Origin of the sequence: Streptomyces sp. S063 (assembly GCF_002832675.1) — a bacterium.
Classification (GTDB): domain Bacteria; phylum Actinomycetota; class Actinomycetes; order Streptomycetales; family Streptomycetaceae; genus Streptomyces; species Streptomyces sindenensis.
On sequence record NZ_CP021707.1, the window covers coordinates 7,420,628 to 7,443,500 of the forward strand.

Sequence of the window (22,873 nt, forward strand, 5' to 3'; positions counted from 1 at the left end):
GCCCGGCGCGCCGGCCGCATCGTGTACCCGATCCTTTGGAGCGACCGGGTCAGGTGAAGACGTTCCAGGTGTACGGGGCGGGGTCGATGCGCAGCACGGTCTGTGAGCAGTGTGCAGCCAGTCCGCCGAAGGCCCGGCCCAGGGCGAGACCGCTGCCGGACGGGGTGGTGTGGGTGTCGGCGTACGCGCGGTAGGCCGGTTCCTGAAGGGTGTGGAAGGCGCGGAACGCCAGACAGGACGGTGCCCGGGACTCCGGGGGTGCGTGACGCGGGCGGCGCGGTCGCCCGAAGGCCCCGGCGGGAATGGTGCGGGTGGAGCTGGCGGCAGCCGTGCACGCGTCCCCTGTTGAGGAACCATGAGTGGTGTCATCGCCCACTTCCTGATCGATTTGTTCAAGAACGAGGTGGAGGAATCGATGAAGGGCATCAAGCCCGAACGTCACCGGCAACGCGGCGGTCATCAGCCGCCGGGTCTACCCCGTCAAGCAAGTGGGTGAGGTCATCACCCGTCAGGACCGCCGGAACTTCGGCCTCGCCGAGGTGGTCCGGGCGCTGCCCGAGCTCGGCTTCACCTGCCAACCTGCCACACCGCCGAGTCGGCCGTGCCGGCTCCGGCCCCCGCCCCGTACCCCGCTGGAGACGGATTTTAGGCTTTTGGGGGCTCCGGACGCGGCGCGAAGCGAGGTCCCGAGCGGTGTCCGCGCCCCGGGCCCGTCGAGGTCTGAAACCTGTTCCCCCGCTCTGCGACGCCGACTTCGGGCGTTGCGGGTCGTGCGATGATCGCCGCCATGATGAGGAAGCTGACGGTGTTAGGTGTGACCGTGGCGTTCATGATGCCCGCCACCGCCGCGTACGCCGACGAGACACACACGAACGCTCACAACGGCCCGCAGGTGGCCCTGATCTCGACCGGCCAGATCGACGATCCGCTGGAGGACGTGCTGGAGCACGTCGCGGTCCTCGGCCACAACATCATCGTGGACTGAACCTACCGGCTGCTCGTCTCCCCCCTTCGAACCGGGTGGACGGGCCCTGCTTCGGACCTGCCGTGGCACCCTGGCGCAGGCACGTTCCGGGACCTGGTGGCCGCGACCGGTCAACAAGGCGCGTGGAGTCGGGGCGGGACCGGAAGGACCCGCCGGGAGCCGGGCAGGCGGTGAACCGGTCCCATCCGAAGAACAGGGCCCCTCGTCGAGCAGCCCGTCGCCGCTCTCACGTCCTGGCGCCTCCTTCGCAAACTGCGGCACTTGACCACCCGCGTTGCCGGCCTCGTCCAGTCCATCCTCACCCTGCATCTGGCCAACTCAGAGTGAGGATGGAGACGGTTCCTGGACCGCATGCACCGACGCCCCTGACACAGGGACGCGGCAGTCTGTGGAGATCGGCGGCTTCAGAGCTGGCCCCCGAAGGGCTGTCGGCCCGGCAGAGGCTCGGTGCAGCTCGCCCGGCGACCGAGCCATAGGGGCGACGACTGCGCTGCACCGGTGGGTCATCGTGTTCAGCTCGGCAGCCCAGGCCGGTGGCGGCGTACGCGGCCTCGTCGAGCGGCCGGTACTGCTCGACGACGGCGGCGAGCGCCTTGCGTATGGGGCTCAAGCGCGGTAAGGACGGCGGCCGGACCAGGCAGCAGGCCCGGCTCGTCCGGGAGGGCGAGCGCGTAGACCGGCTCGACCGACGCATACCCCCGCGCGGCCACGGCATCCCGGACCATTCGCTGTTGCGACAGGTTTGAGGAGCAAGCCACCGGTCAGGCGGAGGAGGCTGCCGACTGGACCGCCGACGGGCCTTCGATCGACCCCTGCCGCCACTCAGGTGGGAGCCGCAGCTGAGGGCGAGTCCGGCCTCGACCATCGGGATACGGTCGGATAGCAAGTATCTCGCCCGGCCCGCCGGTGTGAAGGAATCGGCTTCGCACAGTGAGGGTTCGTCCGACCGTGAGGAAACCGTGCCTGCTGACTTCGATGTCGTCATCGTGGGAGCCGGCGCGGCTGGGCTGAGTCTGGCGCACCACTTGTGCGCCCCGGGCAGCGCAACACCGCTGTCGGTCGCCCTTGTCGATGCCCCTCCTGGGCTGCTGCGGCCGCCGCCCCGGACCTGGTGCTTCTGGGAACCACCGGGCGGAGCCTATGACTCGTCCCTGGCATCTTCCTGGCCTCAGTTGCGGATCCGGGGGGCCGACGGGTCCTGCACGGTGTCACGGTTCTCACGGCTGCGCTACAAGATGCTGCGGTCGGACACCTTCGAAGCACTGGTCGAGCAGCGGTTGTCTCGCACACCGGCTCTGTGCCGGATCGAGGCGAACGTGAGCTCCGTACGCGACGTCCCGTACGGCGGCGAGATCCTGACGGGGGCCGGCTGCGGCGAACGCGTCCTCGCGCGCGGCCGTCTCGTCTTCGACTCCCGTCCTCTCCGCCGCCTGCCGCCCGCTCGCACCACGCTGTTCCAGCACTTCACCGGCTGGTTCGTCCGCACCGAGCGGCCCACGTTCGATCCGGCGACCGCGGAGCTGATGGACTTCCGTACGCCGCAGCCCGCTCGCGGGCTGTCGTTCGGCTATGTCCTGCCTCTGGATCACCGCACGGCGCTGGTCGAGTACACCGAGTTCTCTCCGCTTCCGTTGGACGCCGAAGGCTACCGGCGCGCCTTGCGCCACTACACCGACGACGTCCTGAGGCTGGGGCGGTTCCACGTCACCGCGCGGGAACACGGCGTCATCCCCATGACGGACGGCCGCCTCGCGCTCCGTGCGGGGCGGTCGGTGTACCGCATCGGCACCGCCGGCGGCGCGACGCGCCCCTCCACCGGCTACACCTTCGCCGCCGTGCAGCGGCAGACCCGGGCCATCGCCGCCCAGCTGCGGGCCGGCCGGCCGCTGCGCATGCCCCTGCCGTATGGGCGACGGGCGCGGGCGATGGACGCGGTGATGCTGCGGGCTCTGGACTCCGGACGGGTGGACGGCGCCGAGTTCTTCAGCCGTCTCTTCCGCGACGTTCCCGCCGAGCGGTTGCTGAGCTTCATGGACGGCAGCTCCCGGCTGCACGAGGATCTGCTCATCGGCCTGCGCACCCCGGTGGTCCCCATGCTGCTTACCGTCGCCGAGCTCCCCTTCATCCCCCGGAGAGAACACCCGACCGCTTCGTTTCCCCCTGCACCGGCCTCCCCGACCGACCCCGAAGGGGGCACTTCCCCATGACGTTCTCAAGCCGCTGTTGTGGCGGACGGTACGGCTTGGCAGCGCCGTCCGTCAGGCAGGAATGGCCACAGGACGTGGACGCGTCGGCGTGCGAGCGCGAGCACTGCCTGGGTATGGCGTTAACCTTCCGCTCCCTTCCGGTCGTAGAACCGACGGGACTCCGCGCAGCTGCGGATACTGATGAGTGCGGGCGTACAGAAGACGCGTTGCAGCCCACGGTGGTAGCGCTTGGGCCTGTGGGGGTTGCCCCTGGACCGGCCGGAGCCACGTGGACCCGACGCCGGGTCGGCGAACCCCGCCAGACGGTCGGGCGTGGCGAAGAATGCCATGCCGCCGTTGGTGGCCGCCACGAACTCGGCGCCCAGCAGAGGCCCGATACCAGGCAGACTGGTGATTCCTGCGGTGAGGGTGTCAATCAGGTCCAGAGCGCGTGCGAGGAGGAGAAAGATCTGGGTCTCGCCGGCATCGGCCCCGGCCCATCGGCTCATCGTGCTCCCGGGCGTCGTCGTGACAGTCCAACCCGCAGACGACCTCGCCGACGTCGCCCTACGCGGCGACCTGTTCGCGATTCACGATCCGCGGCCGAGTCGTCACGGCATGTCGGGCGGCCAAGCGCTCTGAGCCACCGATGGCAACCCCATGAAAGCCACACCCGACACCCCTGGGTGAGCCAACCCTACGAATGGCTCGCTCAGCCCGATCATGAAGGCAGGACCCCATGACCCTGTTGCGCGGTGACGCCTTGTCCACGGCCTTCGACCACGGCTCCGCCGCCTACGACCGGCTCGTCGCGGCCAGCCCCGGCTACCACGCGCACCTGCGCCGATCGGCTCGCCGGCTCGGGCTCGCGGAGGGAAGACGCGGTTTGCGCGTGCTTGACCTGGGATGCGGCACGGGCGCCTCCACAGCCGCGCTCCTCGCCACCGCCCCGCACGCCCGAATCACCGGCGTTGACGCGTCCGCAGGGATGCTGGACCGGGCGAAGGCCAAAAGCACGCTGGCGGGCGTCGACTTCGTGCACGCCCCGGTGGAGGAACTGGCCGACCGGCTGCGCCCCGGCTCCTTCGACGCGGTATTCGCCGGATACCTCTTCCGCAACCTCGACGACCCCGACACGACGCTCGACCTGGTACGCCGCCTGCTCGTCCCCGGCGGCCACCTCGCCGTGCACGAGTACACGTTGAGCGGATCAACCGTTCACCGGACCGTCTGGAACGCGGTCTGCTCGATGATCATCCAGCCCGCCGGACGGCTCGCCGGAGACGCGGACCTCTACCGTCACCTCCGGGACAGCGTCGCCCGGTTCGACACGGCGCCCGCCTTCGCCCAGCGGCTGCGCCGGGCCGGCTTCGCCGACGTCCGCGTTTCTCCGCTGCCCGGCTGGCAGACCGGGATCACGCACACCTTCACCGCCCGTACCTCCGAGGGCACGGGGGAGGCGGCATGAGGCTCCTGCGGGGCAACGGCAGGAACGGGAAGCCCACACGGGACCGCCGGGCGGCCGTCGTACCGGCCCCCGTCGGCCGCACCCGGTTCACGGGCGAGGCCCCCGCGGTGGGCGTCGTCGGAGGCGGAATCGCCGGGATCGCGGCGGCCACCCTGCTGGCCGAGCGCGGTGCGCGCGTCACGCTGTACGAACGCGAACGGGGCCTGGGCGGAAGGCTGGCGGGGTGGCCCACGAAGCTCGCCGACGGCTCCACCGTGACGATGAGCCGCGGCTTCCACGCCTTCTTCCGGCAGTACTACAACCTCCGCTGCCTGCTGCGCCGGGTGGATCCGAACCTCGGGTCCCTGACCAGGCTGCCCGACTACCCGCTGCGGCACAGCTCCGGCCTGCACGACAGCTTCGCCCGGGTGCCCCGCACCCCTCCGCTCAGCGCGATGGGATTCGTCGCCCTCAGCCCCACCTTCGGCCTGCGGGACCTGGTCCGGATGAACCCGAGGGCGGCTCTGCCCCTGCTGGACGTGCGGGTGCCCGAGGTCTACGACCGGATCGACTCCGTCAGCGCCACCGACTTCCTCGACCGCATCCGCTTCCCCGAAGCCGCCCACCACCTGGCCTTCGAGGTGTTCTCGCGCAGCTTCTTCGCCGACCCGCGCGAACTGTCGGCCGCCGAACTGGTCCTGATGTTCCACATCTACTTCCTCGGCTCCAGCGAAGGCCTGCTCTTCGACGTCCCCGACGAACCGTTCCCCACCGCCTTGTGGGACCCGCTCCACCGCCACCTCGAAAGCCACGGCGTCCGGGTCAGGACCGAGTGCGCCGTCCGGGAGGTGCGGCCGCTGCCGGGCCACGGCCTCGACATCACCACCGACGACGGTGCCGACCGCCACGACGCTCTCGTCCTCGCCCTGGACAGCGGCGGCCTGCGCCGCGTCGTCGCTGCCTCCCCGGACCTGGGCGACGCCGACTGGCGCTCACGGATCGCACGGCTGCGCACCGCGCCGCCGTTCCTCGTCTCCCGGCTCTGGCTCGACCGGCCCGTCGCGCGGGAGCGGCCGGGCTTCCTGGGCACCAGCGGCTACGGTCCCCTGGACAACGTGAGCGTCCTGAACCGCTGGGAGGGCGAGGCCGCCCGCTGGGCAGAGCGGACCAGGGGCTCGGTCCTCGAACTGCACGCGTACGCCGTCGCCCCGAACGCCGACCGTTCCGCCGTACAGCTGGACGCGGTGCGGCACCTGCACCGGATCTATCCGGAGACCCGCAGCGCCCGCATCATCGACGAACGCCACGAATGGCGGGACGACTGCCCGATGTTCCCCGTGGGCGGCTACCGGGACCGGCCGGGCGTACGCAGCCCTGACCCCGCTGTCACCGTGGCCGGGGACATGGTTCGCACGGATCTGCCGGTGGCCCTGATGGAACGCGCGGCCACCAGCGGGTTCCTCGCCGCCAACGCCCTCCTGAAAGGGTGGGGCGTACGCGGGCAGACGCTCTGGACCGTCCCTCGCGCCGGGCGTTCGGCTGTCCTGCGCGGACTCGCGGCACTGGGGTCCCACTGACGGGCTGCCGTCCGGGCCCCACAAAGGCGCCGCACCCCGCCTGCCCGACCGTCAGCCCGGGAACCGCCCGCTGTCGCGAAGCTCCCAGCGCCTCTGGGCGTACGCGAGGTCGTCCCGCCACAACCGGCCGGCCGAAACACGCATCAGCGGGCGCAGCAGCGGCGCGGCCGCCTTGGCCACCGCGAACCCGAGCCGGTCCGACGCCGCGACCAGCGCCTCCGTCACGGCGGTACGGGGCCGCCCCCGCTCGTCCGGAGCGAGGGGCGTGGCGTGCGTCTCCACCACGGACCCCGCTCCCTCACCCTCGACGATGTGCATGACGACCGTGCGGGGCTCGGGTGCCGTGAACCGGGCCCGGACCGGCACCACCAGTCGACCGGCCACCCTGAACGAAACGTCGACCATGAACCCGTCGTCGTCCCCCGTGGAGCCGTCCGGGGTACCGGTGACCGTCAGGTCCACGAAGGAGTACGGGTGGAACCACGCGCCGTGCCACGGATCGAGGCGATTGGCCACCACATCCTCCGGCTCGCAGCGCCCGACGCCGGAGTAGACCGCGTCCACGGCGTCCGAAACCCTCGGCCGGACCGGGACGTACGGCCGCTGCGAAGGCGTCTCGCCGCCCACCCGGTCGAGTCGCACCCAGAGCAGCACCCCGTCGTCGAAGGCCGGGAAGGGCTCCCATCCGGCGAACGGCTCGCCGTCCAGGGCCAGTCCGTGCCAGTGGCAGACCAGCTTTCCGCAGCGCACAGGGCTGTCGCGCAGCGGCGCCCCCAGATGCGGGCACGCCCCCGGGCCCGCGCGGAGATTCCCCTCGCCGTCGCGCCACGCCACCACTTCGGTGGAGCCGACCGTGACTCCGAGGGTCCGGCCGGGCGGCAGGCCGCGCGAGGCGCCGACGACGTACCAGTTGCCGGACGGCCGGCTCCGCGCACGCTTGAGCGCCTCCGCGATCAGAGCCGGTTTCGCGTCCCGCCACGTGGGCGCCTGCCGCTCCCACGGGACGGGCGCGCGCCGCAGCCGCAACGGAAATCGGCCGGGGCGTCCTGCCGGGGGGCTCATACCGCCTCCTCGCGTACGGAGACGACGCGTGACCGGGTCGACGGAGACGCACAGGAGGACCCCGCTACGGACGCCTCGACGGACGCCTCCTCGCCACGCCGCCTTCCCGTGCGGGCGGCGACCGCACGTACCAGCCCGTCCAGCGCCACCACCGCCCGTCGCCTCCGCGGGACGACGGCCCGGCGGTGCAGGACCGCGTACCCCTCTGCCTCGATCGCGTCCAGAATGCCGCTGTACAGCACGAATGCCGTACGGATGCAGGGCCGCGAGACCGGGTCGAGCATGGCGATGCCGGGCAGCGCGGTCCGGTAGACGGCCCGGTTGTGAGCTGCGGCGGCCCGCAGGACGTCGGTGATCCGGTCGTCCCGAATTCCCGTGCTCCGGCTCCACTCGAAGCGTTCCCGGTCCACCCCGTGCGCCGCCAGCAGTTCGGCCGGCAGATAGAGCCGGCCCCGGTCCAGGTCCTCGCCCACGTCCCGCAGGAAGTTGGTCAGCTGGAAGGCGACACCGAGTGCGGCCGCGGGCACTGCCGCCTCCTCACCCGGTACCACCGTCCCGAGCACCGGAAGCATCTGAAGGCCGATCACCGCGGCGGAACCGTGCATGTAGCGGCCGAGCTCCTCATAGGAGGCGTACCCGCCGACCGTCAGATCGCTGTGCATCGAGGACAGGAAGTCGGTGAAGTGCTGATGGTCGATGCCGTACCGGCCCGCCGTATCGGCGAGCGCGCGGATCACCGGCTCGGTCGCCCGCCCGGACCGCAGCCCCTCGGTCAGCTGGGCCTCCAGCGCGAGCAGGGCGTGGGCGCGCTCCCCGGGTGTGGCCGTGCTGTCGAGATCGTCGACGATGTCGTCGGCCCAGCGGGCGAAGCCGTACAGGGCGTGGACGGCGGGTCGACGGTCGGCGGGAAGGAGGCGTGTCGCGAGGAAGTACGTCCTGCCGTGCCGGGCGTTGAGGCCCCGGCACCGGGCGTACGCGGCCCGCAGTGCCGGGTCGCGGACACCCGCGGCATCCAGTTCACGGGCGGTCATGCGGCAGAACCTCTCGGGCGGGGGCGCGGAACGGGGGGCGGGCCGGTGATCCTCTGCGCCGCCAGTTTCCCGGAGATCAGGACGGTCGGCACGCCGACGCCGGGCGTGGTGCCGCAACCGGCGAGGACGGCGTTGACCGTGCCCCGCACCAGGTTGCGCGGCCGGAAGGGGCCGGTCTGCGGAAACGTGTGGGCGACGGCGAACGGGGTGCCCGCCGCGTGGCCCTGCGCGGTCCAGTCGATGGGAGTGACCAGCCCCTCCTCCTCGATCGCCGTGCCGAGGCCGGGCATCTCGCGGCGCTCCAGTTCGGCCAGCAGCTCGTCCCGGTAGCGGGGCCCCAGCTCGCGCCACTCCCGTACGCCGGGCCCGACCTCGGTGTTCGGGCAGGGAGCCAGCACATAGTGGAGGTGCTTGCCCGGCGGCGCGAGAGAGGGATCGCTGGCGGTGGGCCGGGTGATCAGGAGCGAGGGATCCGACATCAGCTTCCCGCTCCGGGTGAGTTCGTGGAACGTGCTCTTCCAGGCCGCGCCGAACGAGAGGGTGTGGTGCGCCAGATCCGGCCAGGTGCGGTCCGTGCCCGCGTGCAGGATCACCGCGGACGGCGAGTGCCGCAGGGGGAGCGGTCGGTGCGGGCTGCGGCCGAGCAGGCGGTAGCTGACGGGCAGATCGGGTGTCAGGACGACCGCGTCGCAGGCGATGCGCTCCTGGTCGGTGACGACCGCGGTGACCCGGTCACCCGAGCGCTCCAGCCGGGTCACGCTCTGCCCGTACCGGAAGGACGCCCCCGCGTCGGCGGCCGCGTCCGCCATCGCACGGGGCAGCGCGTGCATACCGCCGCGCGGGAAGTACACCCCCGCCACCGTGTCCATGTAGGCGATGACCGCGTACGCGGCCAGTGCCCTGGCCGGAGGCACACCGGCGTACAGCGCCTGGAAGGAGAAGACCCTGCGCAGCCGTTCGTCCGAGACGAAGTGCCCGATCCGCGCGTCGAGCCGGCCGAAGCCGCCGAGGGCGGCCAGCCGGGCGAGGTCCGGGTGGGCGAGCTGGAGCGGCGAGTCGAAGTTGGCGTCGATGAAGCGGCGCATCTGCACCCGGTACAGGCGCTCCAGCCAGACCCGCAGCCGCCGGTAGCCGACCGCCTGCCGGGCCCCCGCGAACTGCTCGACGGCGGCCTCCATCGCGGTGCCGTCGGTGTGCACGTCGAGTTGCGATCCGTCCGCGAACCGGGCCCGGTAGGCAGGATCCAGCCGGATCAGCTCCAGCCGGCTGGCCATCCGTTCCCCGACCGCGGCGAAGGCCTCCTCCACGAGATCCGGCATGGTCAGGACGGTCGGCCCGGTATCGATCCGGAAACCGCCCGCCTCCCGCAGTCCGGCCCGGCCGCCGGGCACGTCTTCCCGCTCGACGACCGTCACGCTGCGGCCCGCGCCGAGCAGGTGGAGCGCGGCGGCCAGTCCCGACAGTCCGGCGCCGACCACCACCACATGGTCGACGGGCCCCTCGACAGTGATCACCGTGTCCTGCCTTCTTCGGCGGCGGCCAGGACCGGGCCCGCAGCAGCTGCCCGACCGCCGTGCACTCGTGTCCCGCCGAGACCGGCGGGAGGGTCCCGCCGGTCTCCGGAGACCGTCCGCAGCAGACCGAGCAGCTGGCGGCCACCGTGCGCATCCGTGTCGACGGCCTGCCCCAGACTGCGCACGGCCCGATCGTGGAGGCGCTCCGCCTCCTGCTCCACATGGGCGCGCGCTCCCGTCACCTCGAAGACGCCCCGTACGTCCGCGAGCTCCTCCTCGGTGAGGTCCGCGTCGCCCGTGACGCGGCCGAGAACGGCCGTCGCTTCCTCGTCTCCCGCCGCTTCGGCATACGTCCGGGCGACGGCCAGCAGATAGGTCGGCTTGCCGTCCCGGATGTCGTCGCCGGACGGTTTCCCGGTCAGCGCCGGGTCGCCGAAGACGCCGAGCAGATCGTCCCGCAGCTGGAAGGCGATCCCGGCGCACCGGCCGGCTTCGCGCAGGGCGTCGGTGGTCTGCTCGTCGGCGCCCGCCAAGGCGGCCCCGATCGCCAGCGGCCGTTCCACGGAGTACGAGGCGCTCTTGAGACAGGTAGTCCGCAGAGCCTGGGCGACGGACGATCCCCCGCTGAACTGGCCGTGCAGGTCCAGGTACTGTCCGGCCACCATTTCGGTGCGCATGGCTCGCCAGTGGGTGCCGATTCTCCGACGCTGGGTGGCGGAGAGTACGGTCTCCGCCACCGTGTCGTCGGCCCAGACAAGGGCGAGATCCCCGGCCAGCACGGCCGCCGAGGATCCGAACGCCGAAGCCTGCGCGGAATACGGTGGGAGCCCCGCGTGTTCGGCCAGGCCGATGTGCAGGGCAGGCTTCCCGCGGCGAAGTCGTGAGCGGTCCATGACGTCGTCATGGACCAGCGCGCAGGTCTGGATCAGTTCCAGAGCGACGCCGAGCCGCAGAGCGGCCCCGGTCTCCGCCGCACCGCAGGCGCGCATCGCCCACCACAGAAGGCGGGGCCTCATCAGCTTGCCGCCGTCGAGCGTAAAGTCGGCGACCCGCCGCGCCAGCTCCTCGGCGAACAGGACGTCGTTGTCCATCGCCTCGGCGGCCCGTTCGGTCAGGACCGCCCGCGCGGTGCGCAGGACAGCCTCGACCACGTCTGCGTCCACGTCCTCGGACGACGGGTCGGGGTGGCAGTGCCCGAACGACTCGTACGGTGGAGAAGGCTCACCGAACGAGTGCTCCGCGGGCTGGAAACGGCCCATCTCACGCCTTTCCGAGATCACTGGTGATGACGAACGGCTCGTCACTCCGCGCACGAGTACCCCGTTCGCGTACGTTCGTGCGCGGCCGATCAGAGTTCACGCCGTATGGCAGCAGGCATGGACAAAAGACGATCACGCCGGGCGTACGTTCCCCGGGGAGAAACACCCCGGACACGTCATGACGGCGGCCACCACGCCCATATGGCCCACGTGCCGCCTTCCGGACGAGGACCACCCCGCGGCAGCTGCGACGGCCCAGCGACGTGGCCGGACCGCGAGCCCCGCAAACGCCGAGCCACCGAACGCGCCGGGCTGAGCAGCATCACCCCTACGGCCGCGGCAGGCCCCTGGACCGCACGACGCGGGCCCGAAAAGTCGAGGAAGCCTGAATTTGTCAGAAAATAGGACGCTCCACGACGGCATCGCCGACTTCCTGCGGTGGCTCGCCCTCGGCGAGCGCAGGACTGTCTTGTAGTTGATGTCGTGTCGCGCTCCGCCTCCGGGTGACCGGTGCCGCTGACGTCCGGTGACTGGTTCTCCGATCCGACCCGGCCCGAGCTCGGTGCTCGGCGCTGACCGCCGGTGCAGGGATTGCCGGTTTCGCCTGGGTGCTGGGTGCTGGGTGCTGGGTGCTGGGTGCTCCCGATTCCAGGGTCAGTACAGGACTGGAGGAGGAGTTTGGATGCACCACGGCTTGGGCGAACTGCGACATGTTGCCGGGATCCTGAATGAGGTTCTCGCTCTGTTCAAGGACTCCTGATGAAATGATCTTCGAGGTGATTGGATCGCTCCGAGCCTGACGTTGTGGGGGTGCAGGGTGGCTCGGCCGGAGCTGTGGGATGTCGATGAAGAGCGGTGGGTGGCGTTGGGGCCGCTGGTGCCCGGGGTTGAGCGCTGGACGCGGTACCCCGGGCGCAAGCGGCATCCGGACCGGCTTGTGTTCCAGAGCATCCTGTTCGTCCTGCGCGCCGGGGTTGGCTGAGAACAGGTGCCGCATGGGCTCGGTTTCGGCATGACCTGCTGGCGCTGCTTGGCCGAGTGGGTCGAGGCTGAGGTGTGGCTGCGGTTGCGCGGATTCCTGGTCGCCGGACTCTGGAGTGCGAAGGCTCTGGGCTTTTTCCGGGTGGCCGTCGACGGCTCTCGTGTCCGCGTCTTGAAGGGTGTTTTGTCCTGCTGGGGGTGCTTCATCATAGTTCAGGTGACGGACTGTCTCGGGGCGGCTGGGGCAGTAGACGTGTCTTGTGACAGGTGAGGGGGATGACGGCCTTCGAGGGCCCGTTTCGGTCTTCTCGCTCCTGTCTGATCCCAACGCGCCCCCGGTCGCGCCCTGTGGCGGGGCGGCGGCCATCGGTACTACGGAAGCATGCCTCGTAAGCAGCGGCCCTGTCCGAGTGACCTGTCCGATGCACGTTGGGAACTGCTCGAACCAACCCTGACAGCCTGGCGAGCAGAACGCAGAGGGAAGGGCCTGGGCATCGGCCGGCCGGAGCACGATCTGCGCCGGATCATGGACGCCATCCTCTACGTCGACCGGACCGGAATCCCGTGGAGGTATCTGCCGCACGACTTCGCCCCGTGGGAAACCGTCTACGGATACTTCGCCGCCTGGCAGAAGGACGAGGTCTTCGACCAGCTCAACGGTCTCCTGCGGCGACTGGCGCGGGAAGCCAAAGGTCGCGACGCCGAGCCGAGCGCCTGCGTCCTGGACGCCCAGAGCATCAAGACCTCAGCAAACGTGCCCTCGGCCGGCCAGGGCATCGGCGCGGGCAAGAAGATCGCAGGCCGCGAACGGCACATCGGCGTCGACACGCTCGGCCTCCTCCTGGCCGTGCTGGTCACCGCCGCCAGCGTCTCCGACAACGCCGGCGGCATCCATCTGCTCTCGGACATCGCCGCAGGCCGCCCCCGCATCACCAAAGCCTGGGCCGACACCGGCTACCGCACCAAGGTCATCGAGCACGGCGCCCGCCTGTGCATCGACGTCGAAGTCACCCGCCGCAGCCCTGCTCAGAAGGCTTCAAGGTCATCCCGCGACGCTGGGTCGTCGAGCGGACGTTCGGCTGGCTCATGCACCACCGCCGCCTCGCCCGCGACTACGAGACCCACCCCCACTGCTCCGAAGCCATGATCAAGGTGGCCATGGTCGACCTCGTGAGCCGACGGCTCACCCGCGAATCGACCCCGAACTGGCGCGACACATGACCACTGGCCGCCGTGTCATCACGAGCTCGCCGCCCTCTGCCGCAACACGCTGAATCGCTGATCCACCAGGTCAACACACTCATGCAGACCCGGAGTCGGACGACCGGCACGCTCACGCATCACGGCAATGGCCTGCACATTCCGCCCGGCCGAAACAAGACCGTCCACCTCCGCCTGCGCCTCAACGGAGAGCCGGTCCCACAGAGCATTCCCCATAGCCGCAGTGAACCCCACGAATCGTACCCAGGAGCGACCGCGATCCGCCGCCTTACCAAACACCCCCGGCAGGACAAAACACTCTTTAAGCTCCTGGAGTGCTGATCGGACGCCGACGCCACCGGGCCCGGTCGGCTAGCTTGATCTTTAACCTGTTGGCGGTTCCGCGTCCCAGCGGAAAGAGGCACGGTCCTGATCGATGTGGAGGAGGAAGTTGCCAACAGGCCCTGTCGGCGACACCAGAATTAGGGCACTTTCGATGCGATCTCCTCGGGTCTGCTGACGTTGCGGCGGGCGAGAACCCAGTGCCGGCGGTCCTCGTGGTGCCAGGGCCGCACCTCAACGCGGGCCCAGTCGTAGATCCGCCGGCCGTGGGCTCCCTCGCTGCAGGAACGACGTTTCCACTTCTGCCGCGGCAGCCCGGGAAACAGGTCGTGGACGGGGTGGTCGAGGGCGAAGCGGGTGACGACGGTGTCGTGGCGGGTGGTGGCCATGACGTGGAAGACGTCCGCCTGTTCGAGCTCGTAGCGCCAGCCCTTGGAGAAGCCGTAGGCGGCGTCCGCAGTAACCCATCGGAAGGGCACCTTGCCGGCGATCGCGCGGAGGACCATCGACTTGGCCATGGCCACCTTCGTTTCGAAGACGACCGTGTCGTCGATGCCCGCCCGTCGGCAGCGTTCCCGGTCGTCGGTCCAGGAGGTGGGCAGATACAGCCGCCGGTCGATCAGGGTGCGTCCGCGGCTGGTGGTGTATGCGAGGAAGACGCCGATCTGGCTGTTCTCGGTGCGGCCGGCGGTGCCCGAGTACTGCCTTTGCACCCCGGCCGAGCGGACGCCCTTCTTCAGAAAGCCCGTGTCATCGACGATCAGGACGGAATCTGGGTCTCCGAGGTGTTCCACGATGTAGTCGCGCACGTCGTCCAAAACCTCGTCGGCATCCCACTCGATCCGGTTCAGCAGCCGCTGAATGCGGTCAGGACCCGCGTGTCCGGCCTCCTCCGCAAGCGTCCAGCCGTTCTTCCGCTCCAGCGGCGCGATCAGCCCTCGCATGTACGCCAGAGCAGATTGCCGTGGCTCTTCCCGGTTGAAACGGTGCACGAACCGCTCATGCAGAGCACTCAGTTCACCCGCCCACAGCCTGGCATCAGCAAGGTCCCCACCCATAACCACACCAACGAACGAGCTGGCCAACAGTCACGGCAAACACCGTTGCAGTAGGTTCCATGGACACACCCGCGCACGAGCACTGGACCGACCTCACCGTCCGCCGTCCCGACGACGTCCGCACGATCACCGGCAGACGGGTCTCGCTCTCCTGGCGGATGGAGAAGCGCGCAGGTCATATCGACCGGCTGATGAACAGAACACTGCCTGAAGACTTCCCCGACCCTGTCGAGCGTGGTGACGCCGGCGATGTGCTGGCTGTGCTCGCCCTGTCGGAGTCGATCCGGCGCGACCTCGCCGCCCGCCGCGGGGGCGACATCTGAGAGGCCATCCTCCTCGGGGCCACCTGGACCGAGATCGCAGCCGCGATCGACGCCACACCGGACGAGGCCCGCGCCGTCCTGCGCGACTGGACTGAGCGTCAGCACCAACTCCACCAGAGAGAAGTCGAGCGCGGCCGGCCGCTAGGCAGCGACGCGGACCGTCATGCCTCGGTGCTCGCTCTGATCGAGTTGGCAGACGACGAGCCGAAGCAGCCGGAGCATGAGCACCCACGGCGGTGAACGTCACGCCCTGCACCACGTCACCGACTCTCCGACCCGGCAGCGCCGGGGGCCTCGTGCTGCCAGGAGGGTTCGCAGGACGAGATCAGGACGAGGCAGTGCCACCGGACTTGGTCGCGATCCTCTCAACCCCCTTCGGCTGGCGGTCGACGACCAGCCCGGTCGGCTACCTTCGCGTCGGTGGTGTCCTCGCCTCGGCCAGAGCGGGTGTAGACGACCGGTACGCCCCCACGGTGTCTATGGAGCCGACAGTAGCCAAGCCGAAGGCAAGGTAACCCCCGAAGGAGGAGGTGTGCCCACGGCAGTAAGGAGCCCCTGAGGAGCCGGACCGGTCGCGCCGTCGAAGGACATGTCGCCGCTGGAGAACGTCGTGCTGCCGAAGTACACGGCGCCGTCGGAGAACGTTGCGCTGTCGAAGTGCATGCCGCAGCCGGAGAACGTCGCGTGGCGGAATGAGACCGTGCCGCCGGAGAACGTCGCGCCGTCGAAGTAGATGTCGCCGCCGGAGAGCGTCGCGCCGCGGAAGTGCATGTCGCCGCCGGAGAGCATCGCGCCGTCGAAGTGCATGTCGCCGTCGGAGAACGTCGTGCTGTCGAAGGTCACGGTGCCGTCGGAGAACGTTGCGCTGTCGAAGTGCATGCCGCAGCCGGAGAACGTCGCGTGGCGGAATGAGACCGTGCCGCCGGAGAACGTCGCGCCGCCGAAGTCCATGTCACCGCCGGAGAACGTTGCGTTCTCGAAGGTCACGTCGCCGCCGCCGGAGAACGTCGCGCCGTCGAAGGACACGTCGCCGTTGGAGAACAACGCGCCGTCGAAGGACACGGTGCCGCCGGAGAACAACGCGCGGGCGAAAGACGTGCTGCCGCCGGAGAACAACGCGCCGGCGAAAGACATGATGCCGTCGGAGAACGTCGCGCCGCCGAAGTCCATGTCACCGTCGATGGTGACGCCTGTGAGGTCGAGATCGCAGCCCTGCCAGGAGCGATGGGTTCCCTTGGGTCGTCGGTAGTGGTCACCGATGAGGCGCAGGATCGTGTGCCTCACCTTACGGAAGGCCAGGTAGCGGTGGTGCTCCTCCTGATGGGCGGGATCGGTGCCAGGGTCAGGGGTGAAAGGTAGCTGGAGGTAGGCGCACAGGACGTCGATGCAGGTCTGGCGAAGGCTGTTGTCGGGGGCGTCGTCGGCCAGGCCGGCCAGCGCGTGGACGCCACCAAGTCGGACGGCTGGCGAGTCGGAGCCGAGTTTGTCGACGGCCTGGGAAAAGCGTTCTGCGTGCAGACGGGTGGCTTCGCGGTGGGCTCCGGCCTCGTCGACGCGCTGGCGCCGGTAGGCGACGACCAGAGCGACGAGCGCGCCGGCCCCGGCAACCACCCCGAAGGAGAGCTTCACCAAGTCGAAGAGCGTCTTCGCGTCGAGCTTCGCGGTGGAGTCGAGCTCCTGGAAGTCGAGCAGCACCACCAGGCCGTAGAAGATGCCGCCTGCGACCAGAACCGCGCCGACGAACGTGAGGCCGAACGCCCACCTCGGCTTCATCAGCCGCAGCTTCTGTTCGTTCGGTGAGGACTGCGGCCTTCGGCTGGCTGTCATGACGATGAAGACAAACCGCGAAGGCCCGTGGTTGCAACGGGTACAGCCCGGTAAACCAGGAGCCCGTTCCGCAAGGGACGTGCACGGCCCCATCCCCGCGGCGCTTGCTCCGGCGGTCGGCGCTGATTCGTCGGGAGCATGAGCGAAGGGCCTGTGCCGCAATGGCGCAAGCCCTTCACCCGCATCAGGAAATATGGAGTTGTGCGCCCGGGTTCGGGGTCAGCGGACCATCCAGCCGCGCTCCGCGTCGAAGTAGGCTGCCTGCCCCTTGACGGTGGTGATCCCGTACGGGCCGCCGAGGTTCTGGTACTCGCCGCTGGCCCAGCCGGCCTCGATGCCTGCGTGGCCGCCGGCGTGGGCGTCCCAGTCGTTCGCGGAAGCCGGGGCTGCGGCGACGAAGCCGGCTGCGGCAACAGCCGCCAGGGTGATCGCGATACGACGGATCATGAATGTTCTCCTCATGTCATAGGCATGTGCGCGTGCAGCTACCTTGACCACCAGACCGATCGACGGCACACGCGGCACGCAGAGAATCCAGGTAGAAAGAACCCGATCGGCTGCCCTACGGCCCTGACTCGTCCCCCAGGGAAACGGTGCCCACATCTCCGCCGCAGCTCTCAGCCGACGCCTGGCCGCCTGTCACATCCCCAACCGGCCCGCCCGGTACCACCGCCCTGGTGACCCTCGCCGGCGACCTGCCGCCCGCGGTCCTCGGCCCGATGCCCGGCCTCCACCCGATCACAGCCGCCCATGGCGTTACCGCGCCGCCACCGACTGGACCGCCTACCTACCAGCACGCCAGCGTGCCCTTGCCGACGGGCCTCCATACCCCGGCCCTGATTCGGTCGCCATGCACGTGCGCCAGGACGTGCCGACTGTTCTCCGCCCCGACGGGGCCGATTTCGGCAGATCTACTCTGAGCTGCGAGAACGCTACGGGGGAACAGGATCATGGGCGTGGGCACGGGCACGGGTATGAGCAATGCGGTGGACGGCCAGCCGTCCCTGATCTCCGCGGTCCAGGCTGGAGACACGGACCTGGTGAGGATCCTCCTCCACGAGCACAGCGACTCCGACTACCTGGACGCCGCGTTCTGCCTGGCCGTCCGGATGCACGCCGGGCGCATCGCCCAACTGCTGCTTCAGTACGGTGCGGATTCAGGCCAGAGCCGCCCCGGTGACCTCATCCCTCTGAGGGAGGCGGTCGACTCGGGGTCGCCCGCTCTGTTCGAGGCGCTCCTGGACCACGAGATCCGCGGCAGGTATCCCGAGACCGAACTCCTGGAGGCCCGGGACCTCGCGCGCCGCTGGCACGAGACGGGGGTCGAGGCCGAGCTGCGACGCCGTACCGGATGCCGGGACGCTGTCGGCCGTAAGCAGGTTCAAGACGGCGAGTACGACAGAGTCGTCGAGTTCACCCTTGGTGGCATGACTGTGCGGGACGGCCATGGGGCGATCCTCACGTACGTCGAGGAACTGCTCGGGGTACGAACCTCGTTCGAGGAGCTGATGGACCGCGCGTTGGCCCAGGGCGATCAGCAGGCCCATGCAACGTGGAGCCGTGCCAGCCTCCAGTTGAGTGGACGGCGGGAGGAGGCGACCTGGGCCGCTGCGGCGGTACTGCGTACGAGCCCGGACCCATCCCGCCGATTGTTCGGTGCCGAGGTGCTCCGCCTTATTCATCTGTTCGACGACAGCGACGAGGATGCGTTCGCTGGTCCCGCTCTGGACCTGTTCACCGGCTGGGCTGCCGCCGAGACGGACATCGCCGTCCTCACCGAGGTGCTGGTCGCCCTTGGAGAACACAGCGACCCCCGCGTGGAAGCGGCCCTACTGCCCCACGCCGCCCATTCCGATGCCCGGGTACGGCGCGCGGCGGCGCAAGGGCTCAGCGCCTTGTCCTCGCCGCCGGCCTTTTCCCGCGATGCTCGCACGGCGTTGCTGGGACTGATGGCCGATCCGGACGCGGTGGTACGGAAGACCGCCTGCCGCGTGGTTGCCGAGGGCAGGGACCACGATCCCGTCTTCGCGGACGCCATGGCAGCTGTGCTGGACGATACGGATCATCTGGTCCAGCTGGCTGCCGTCTACGGGCTTGCCCTCCACGACGACGAACGGTGCGTGGAAGCAGCACGCCCTCTCGGCCCGCCGCAGCGCGGTTCTCTGGAAGAGGAGGGCTACCTCGACGCGGTGTGGCGCTACGAATGGCGCCGCGACGGCCGCTGAACGTTTCCGGCTGTGCCTGTCAGCTGCCCGGAAGCCGGGAATACCGCACGGTTCGAATGACGCTCCCCGCCAGCTGGTGCCTCCGCGTGGACGGCGGCGCGGCGGGAGGCGTACGCGAACGACCAAGGCGCGGACGTCTCCTTGGTCGCGGTGACGGCGCGCACCAACCGGTCGAAGTCGGATCAGGATCCGGCGGACTGGATGCCGCCGGCCCCACAGGCGCAGTGCCGGTACGTGGGGGAGTGGGTGTCCACCAAGCTCCGCTGGCGTCTCACTGCGGATGACCGGGAGCTGGAGGCGCTGAAGGTGTATGCCGAGGGGCCGTGCGAGGACACCATCGTGCGTTACGCACCGGCCGCCTGACCGCTCGCCTGCTGAGGGTGTTGGACGGTTTCAGCTGACCCGGGGCCCCACTGCTATGGCGGTGGGGGCCCTTCATCATCCTGCGGACTTGCTGGCCGGGCGCCGCACGGCCTGCTTGACGGCCATCTCCAGGTCCAGGCGCGACACACCGGTGGCCGCGGCGTGTTCCCGGTACGCAGCCTGCACCGCGTCCGCAGCCGCGAACGTCAGCGCGCCCTGCCGCTGCTCGGCCCACGCGGCGGACTCCAGCTCGATCAGGTGCGCGGGGATGTCGATGTCGGCCGTGCCCGGATCGTACGTCCGTGCGCATTCCCGCCGAGCGGCGGCCCGACCGGTCGGTCCGTGCTGCCGCCGGGGTATCGCCTGCAAACCGTCCCGCGCCCCCGGGCGGTGGGTCAGGGAGCGCGAACGGGAGGCGCCCCGGAGCAACCGGAGGCGACGCCACGCGCCGGCGGCCGCCTGCAGAACCGAGGGGCGGCCCGGCTGCCGGGCCGCCCTCCAGGCTGCCTACTCGTTGAACCCTGCGGAGTGGGTGCAGTTGCTGTGGTTGGGCCACGGGTCCGGCGCATAACTTCCGGAACAGACGGTCATGACGTAATGACCCTTGTTGCCGATGTCGTGCACTGCACTGTCGCAGCCGGCGTCACCGCCGTCCGACAGCTTCAGGACGATCTTGTAGCCGCCGGTGGCGTAGAAGGAGTCGTACCAGAGTTGGCCGTAGATGCCTTTCCCGTCCGCTCTGGTGTCGCAGACCTTGAAGATGTCGCCGTTGTCGACGTGCTTCATGTAGCCCCCGGGGACCGACATCGTCCGATCCGCCGCGAAAGCGGGTGACGCCACCGCCCCGACCAGTACGAGGGCGCTCGCGACCACGCCTATGCGCTTCATTACAGACATAGATCCCTCTTCGTTCTCGGACAGACCACTTACTACGGCGCGGAACGCTACCGCATTTCACGGAAGTTGACGCTTCCAGTTCCGGATCGCACCGAATCAGCAGATCTTCTCCGACCCCGCCAGAGACAACGACCACGTGCTGCTGAGGTTTTCAAACAATCCGTCTTCGCATCGGCGGCTTCGTGCCTGAGCTATTGTCAAATCCTGTGGACTGATCCGACAGCCCAATGTGCGGTCGATCAAGCAAGCGGCTTGCGGTAACGGACGTACTCGTTCCTCCGTCGGAACCCGACACTCTCGTAGAGGTCGTAGGACCGGTGTGGATTTGCCGTGCCAGCCGCCTCGACCTGGGCCTGGAGTTGACCCCAGCAGCGACGGTGCCCGGCCCGCGCGCTTCCGAGGGCCGGGGCGCCACGGCATCCACCTGACCAGAGCCGGGCGCACGGTGGAGGCATGGCCGGGCGGGTGCGCCGCTGTGCGTACATCTTCTGAATCCACTCCGCCGCCCCGCCCTTGGCGGTGATCTTTCCGCGCTTGTCCTGCAGGTACAGGTCCTCGGATGAGGACGGCGCCAGCCGGGGAACGGAAGTGGCAGTGCTCAGAGCGCGGGGCTCTCGGCGCGGCCAGCATGTTCTCGATGAGGTCGGCGGCGCGCGGGGTGCCGCCCTCGGCCCGGGCGGCGGCCTGCAACTGCTTGGACCGGTCGACGCGTTCCGGATCCGTGACCAGGTCGTTCAGCGCCGCGCGAAGGGTCTCGGCGATGGCGTCAGCGGTGTCCACACGGCGGGCGACGCCGAGTTCCACGAGCCGGTCGGCGTTCATGCCCTGCTCGGCTCCCTGCGGCACGGCGATCATGGGAACGCCGGCGAGGAGCCCTTCGCCGCAGCCGCCCATGCCGGCGTGGGTGACGAAGGCGTCGGCCTGTTCCAGGATCGCCCGCTGCGGGACCCAGGAGTGCACTTCGACGTTGGGCGGGATGGTGCCGAGTTCCTCGGGGTCGGTGTACTTGCCGATCTGGAGTACGACGTGCCAGCCGGGAAGGTCGCCGAAGGCCGCGATGCACTGGCGGTAGAACGCGGGCTGGCGTGTGTACGCCGAGCCGAGCGAGATCAGCAGCACGTTGTCCGCGGCCGCCGGGCGAGTCCAGCCGTCCGTGTCTGCTCGGGTGTCGAAGCAGGGGCCGACGAAGGTCACCGTGTCGGTGTCGACTCGATCGGCGTGCGGCTGTATCGCTCGCGGGATCAGGGCGAGGGCCCGGGCGGGCGGGCCGGAGAACGTGTCCACGTCCGTGGTGGTCGCACCGCAGCCGGCGAGCCACCGCGCGAACCTGTCCCGGTACGCGTCGGCGCCCGGCAGCTTCCGCAGATGCGCCGCGACTTCCTCCTGGTAGCCGTCCCAGCCGACGAACGTCGGGGACAGCTGCACGAGGGGACGGCCCTGCGCTTCGGCGAGGGCGCGCGTGGCATAGGCGCCGATGTCGTAGAGGTACAGGTCGGCCGGATCGTCGTCGTAGGCGGCGCGCAGTTGCGGGAGCGCTTGGACGGCGTCGTCGAGGAAGAGGCTCGCCGCGGCGATGGGATCGGCAGGCCAGTCGTTGTCCGCGACGGGCAACGTGGAGGTGCAGGGTACCAGCTCCGCGCCAGCGGACTCGATCCGGTCGGCCACGAACGGGTCGTTGGCGTAGGTGACCCGGTGCCCGCGGGCCACCAGCTCACGGATGAGCGCGAGGCTGGGCAGGACATGGCTGACGATGGGGACGCCGACCATCGCGATATGGGCGCGGCGACGGGACATGGGCTATTACTTGTTTCTGGCGCGGGACGGGTGCGGGCGGTGTGGCGAGGACGGTGTCAGGGCTGGTCGATCTGCGCGGCGGCCTCCTCCAGGTCGGCGACGGTCCCCGACATGATCGTCCGTACATGCCTGGTGATGTGCTGCACTGGCCAGTCCCACCACGCCACGGCGAGGAGCCGGGCGATGTCCGCAGCGTCGTAGCGGGTGCGGATGAGCCGGGCGGGGTTGCCGCCGACGATGCCGTAGTCGGGGACGTCGCCCGTGACCACGGCGCCGGCGGCGATGATCGCGCCGTGACCGATGCGTACCCCGGGCGTGACCGTGGCGCCGTGGCCGAACCACACGTCGTTGCCGACGACCGTGTCGCCCCGGCCGGGCAGGTCGGTGATCAGGTCGAAGTGCTCCGCCCAGGCGCCCCCCATGGTGGGGAACGGGAAGGTGGAAAGCCCGTCCATGCGGTGGTTGGCGCCGTTCATGATGAACCGGGTGCCCGTCCCCAGCGCGCAGTACTTGCCGAGGACAAGCCGCTCGGGACCGTAGTGGTACAGGACGTTGCGCGTCTCGAACGCGGTCGGGTCGTCCGGATCGTCGTAGTAGGTGAAGTCACCGACCTCGATCAGCGGCGACTTCACCAGCGGCTTGAGCAGAACCACGCGCGGGTGCTCGGGCATCGGGTGGAGCACGGTGGGGTCAGCGGGAACGGGCGGCATCGTGGAGGCGGTTCCTCTCTAGTGAGCCTAGGGCGACAACTGTCGCGTTAAGATGCTGGCACGGCCCTGCCGCCTTGATCAACCGGATACTG

17 protein-coding genes and 6 pseudogenes are annotated in these 22,873 nt (G+C 69.8%); 9 read left to right on the top strand and 14 right to left on the bottom strand.

The window, feature by feature from the left end:
- Positions 1 to 49: 49 nt before the first annotated feature.
- On the bottom strand, positions 50 to 376 hold the full coding sequence (locus CCZ36_RS33715) for a hypothetical protein (RefSeq protein ID WP_128819282.1): 327 nt from the start codon (positions 374 to 376) through the stop codon (positions 50 to 52).
- A gap of 112 nt (positions 377 to 488) precedes the next feature.
- On the opposite strand from CCZ36_RS33715, the gene CCZ36_RS37075 reads away from it, so the two are divergent.
- From CCZ36_RS37075 to CCZ36_RS33735, 3 genes are all read left to right on the top strand, one after another.
- Positions 489 to 779 carry a hypothetical protein gene (locus tag CCZ36_RS37075; protein ID WP_443069832.1) on the top strand — a complete coding sequence of 97 codons (291 nt, stop codon included), beginning with the start codon at positions 489 to 491 and terminating at the stop codon, positions 777 to 779.
- Positions 776 to 985 carry a hypothetical protein gene (locus CCZ36_RS33725; RefSeq protein ID WP_128819283.1) on the top strand — a complete coding sequence of 70 codons (210 nt, stop codon included), beginning with the start codon at positions 776 to 778 and terminating at the stop codon, positions 983 to 985. The genes CCZ36_RS37075 and CCZ36_RS33725 overlap by 4 nt, the downstream gene beginning before the upstream one ends.
- A 959-nt stretch (positions 986 to 1,944) precedes the next feature.
- Positions 1,945 to 3,192: a lycopene cyclase family protein gene (locus tag CCZ36_RS33735; RefSeq protein ID WP_128819284.1), complete on the top strand. Its 1,248-nt coding sequence runs from the start codon at positions 1,945 to 1,947 to the stop codon at positions 3,190 to 3,192.
- A 5-nt stretch (positions 3,193 to 3,197) separates the two neighbouring features.
- Here CCZ36_RS33735 and CCZ36_RS33740 read toward each other — a convergent pair.
- A pseudogene (locus tag CCZ36_RS33740) lies at positions 3,198 to 3,587 on the bottom strand (transposase); the annotation flags it as partial.
- A gap of 323 nt (positions 3,588 to 3,910) precedes the next feature.
- Between CCZ36_RS33740 and CCZ36_RS33745 the strand changes: the two are divergent.
- Complete coding sequence (locus tag CCZ36_RS33745; protein ID WP_128819285.1) at positions 3,911 to 4,639, top strand: class I SAM-dependent methyltransferase; 729 nt, start codon at positions 3,911 to 3,913, stop codon at positions 4,637 to 4,639.
- Positions 4,636 to 6,195, top strand: a complete 1,560-nt coding sequence (locus CCZ36_RS33750; RefSeq protein ID WP_128819286.1) for an NAD(P)/FAD-dependent oxidoreductase — start codon at positions 4,636 to 4,638, stop codon at positions 6,193 to 6,195. Before CCZ36_RS33745 ends, CCZ36_RS33750 begins: the two co-directional genes overlap by 4 nt.
- A 51-nt stretch (positions 6,196 to 6,246) precedes the next feature.
- Here CCZ36_RS33750 and CCZ36_RS33755 read toward each other — a convergent pair whose 3' ends face one another.
- From CCZ36_RS33755 to CCZ36_RS33770, 4 genes are read right to left on the bottom strand one after another with little or no spacing between them, the layout of a single operon-like run.
- On the bottom strand, positions 6,247 to 7,257 hold the full coding sequence (locus CCZ36_RS33755; protein ID WP_128819287.1) for a DUF5914 domain-containing protein: 1,011 nt from the start codon (positions 7,255 to 7,257) through the stop codon (positions 6,247 to 6,249).
- The gene (locus CCZ36_RS33760; protein WP_128819288.1) at positions 7,254 to 8,288 is read right to left on the bottom strand and encodes a phytoene/squalene synthase family protein; all 1,035 of its coding nucleotides are present in this window, start codon (positions 8,286 to 8,288) and stop codon (positions 7,254 to 7,256) included. The genes CCZ36_RS33755 and CCZ36_RS33760 overlap by 4 nt, the downstream gene beginning before the upstream one ends.
- On the bottom strand, positions 8,285 to 9,802 hold the full coding sequence (locus tag CCZ36_RS33765) for a phytoene desaturase (protein ID WP_128819289.1): 1,518 nt from the start codon (positions 9,800 to 9,802) through the stop codon (positions 8,285 to 8,287). Before CCZ36_RS33765 ends, CCZ36_RS33760 begins: the two co-directional genes overlap by 4 nt.
- Positions 9,799 to 11,061, bottom strand: coding sequence for a polyprenyl synthetase family protein (locus CCZ36_RS33770; protein WP_128819290.1), 1,263 nt, complete (start codon positions 11,059 to 11,061; stop codon positions 9,799 to 9,801). Before CCZ36_RS33770 ends, CCZ36_RS33765 begins: the two co-directional genes overlap by 4 nt.
- A gap of 1,363 nt (positions 11,062 to 12,424) precedes the next feature.
- Here CCZ36_RS33770 and CCZ36_RS33780 point away from each other — a divergent pair.
- Positions 12,425 to 13,263 (top strand): annotated as a pseudogene (locus CCZ36_RS33780) (IS5 family transposase).
- 476 nt (positions 13,264 to 13,739) lie between these two features.
- Here CCZ36_RS33780 and CCZ36_RS33785 read toward each other — a convergent pair.
- Positions 13,740 to 14,642, bottom strand: a pseudogene (locus CCZ36_RS33785) (IS701 family transposase); the annotation flags it as partial.
- 59 nt (positions 14,643 to 14,701) lie between these two features.
- On the opposite strand from CCZ36_RS33785, the gene CCZ36_RS33790 reads away from it, so the two are divergent.
- The gene (locus tag CCZ36_RS33790) at positions 14,702 to 14,965 is read left to right on the top strand and encodes a hypothetical protein (protein WP_128819291.1); all 264 of its coding nucleotides are present in this window, start codon (positions 14,702 to 14,704) and stop codon (positions 14,963 to 14,965) included.
- 477 nt (positions 14,966 to 15,442) lie between these two features.
- Here the strand turns inward: CCZ36_RS33790 and CCZ36_RS33795 are convergent, their stop codons facing one another.
- Positions 15,443 to 16,792, bottom strand: a complete 1,350-nt coding sequence (locus CCZ36_RS33795) for a pentapeptide repeat-containing protein (protein ID WP_128819292.1) — start codon at positions 16,790 to 16,792, stop codon at positions 15,443 to 15,445.
- Between the two features lie 219 nt (positions 16,793 to 17,011).
- A complete protein-coding gene (locus tag CCZ36_RS33800) occupies positions 17,012 to 17,239 on the bottom strand; it encodes a hypothetical protein (RefSeq protein WP_069735847.1) in 228 nt (75 codons plus the stop codon).
- 503 nt (positions 17,240 to 17,742) lie between these two features.
- Between CCZ36_RS33800 and CCZ36_RS33805 the strand changes: the two genes are divergently transcribed.
- Complete coding sequence (locus CCZ36_RS33805; RefSeq protein WP_128819293.1) at positions 17,743 to 19,017, top strand: HEAT repeat domain-containing protein; 1,275 nt, start codon at positions 17,743 to 17,745, stop codon at positions 19,015 to 19,017.
- Between the two features lie 72 nt (positions 19,018 to 19,089).
- Positions 19,090 to 19,380: pseudogene (locus CCZ36_RS33810) on the top strand (HNH endonuclease); the annotation flags it as partial.
- Positions 19,381 to 19,455: 75 nt separating this feature from the next.
- Here CCZ36_RS33810 and CCZ36_RS36175 read toward each other — a convergent pair.
- The 5 genes and pseudogenes from CCZ36_RS36175 to CCZ36_RS33840 form a co-directional block, all read right to left on the bottom strand.
- Positions 19,456 to 19,749, bottom strand: a complete 294-nt coding sequence (locus tag CCZ36_RS36175; protein WP_237302785.1) for a hypothetical protein — start codon at positions 19,747 to 19,749, stop codon at positions 19,456 to 19,458.
- 138 nt (positions 19,750 to 19,887) lie between these two features.
- A complete protein-coding gene (locus tag CCZ36_RS33820; protein WP_128819294.1) occupies positions 19,888 to 20,277 on the bottom strand; it encodes a hypothetical protein in 390 nt (129 codons plus the stop codon).
- A gap of 239 nt (positions 20,278 to 20,516) precedes the next feature.
- Positions 20,517 to 20,612, bottom strand: a pseudogene (locus tag CCZ36_RS36180) (GNAT family N-acetyltransferase); the annotation flags it as partial.
- 277 nt (positions 20,613 to 20,889) lie between these two features.
- Positions 20,890 to 22,071, bottom strand: a pseudogene (locus tag CCZ36_RS33835) (macrolide family glycosyltransferase); the annotation flags it as partial.
- Between the two features lie 56 nt (positions 22,072 to 22,127).
- Positions 22,128 to 22,781, bottom strand: a complete 654-nt coding sequence (locus CCZ36_RS33840; protein ID WP_069735842.1) for a CatB-related O-acetyltransferase — start codon at positions 22,779 to 22,781, stop codon at positions 22,128 to 22,130.
- Between the last annotated feature and the right edge of the window lie 92 nt (positions 22,782 to 22,873).